This is a genomic window from Streptomyces sp. SID5785 (assembly GCF_009870065.1).
Taxonomy (GTDB): Bacteria; Actinomycetota; Actinomycetes; order Streptomycetales; family Streptomycetaceae; genus Streptomyces.
Genome location: NZ_WWIA01000097.1, coordinates 1 through 722, shown reverse-complemented (window position 1 = coordinate 722; position 722 = coordinate 1). Strand labels below are relative to the sequence as shown.

Here is a 722-nt window from a genome sequence, read left to right as displayed (position 1 = left end):
TGGAAGACCATGCCCTCCTCCGTGGCCAGGCCCTCCGGGATCACCACGATCTCGCAGCCCGCCGCGCGCAGCGCCGCCGCCGTCGCCCGGTGCACGTCGAGCAGGCCGCCCGGGTGCCCCGTCGCGAACAGCACGCTCTGCCGGTCCTCCGCGGCCTTGTGCAGCCGGGCCGCCATCCGCTCCAGGGCGTCCACCGTCAGCTCGGGGTCGATCGTGTCCTGGCCGTGCCGGTGCTCCGGGTCGTCCACGACGCCGCAGCGCTCGGCCATCACCGCGAGCACGTCCTGCTCGTCGGTCCAGCGGTCGCCGAGCTCGAGCCCCAGCCAGAAGTGGCGGTCGCCGTTCGCGAGCTTGCGGTAGTGGGAGAGGTTGTTCTCGCGGGGGGTGGCCACGTCGCCCGCGATGCGGGTGCGGACGAGATGGTCGATCAGGTCGGCGCGCGTGGGTGTGTCGCTGGGGATCCCGGGTATCGGCATGGGTCCATTGTGCCGGTGGTCGCTGTGCGGCGTTGATCAGTTCCACGGAGTGGGCCTCCGGCCCGCGGGATCGGGTCTCGTCGCCGGGTGCACGCCGGTGGGGGCTGGTCGCGCCCCGCGGCGGAGCCGCTGATGTCAGCGCCCTGCGCCCCTGACATGCAGGCGCTGGGCGCCGCATTTCCCCGATAGAGGCTGAGCGGCGAAGCCGCTCGCCTCAGGGGCGCGGGGAACTGCGCGAGAAGCCCC

Annotated in this window: 1 protein-coding gene; it reads right to left on the bottom strand. The window is 73.5% G+C overall.

Annotated features, from left to right (window positions below):
- A partial coding sequence (locus GTW43_RS02965; protein ID WP_202500969.1) for a phosphatase occupies positions 1 to 476 on the bottom strand: 476 nt, incomplete at its 3' end.
- Positions 477 to 722: the final 246 nt, after the last annotated feature.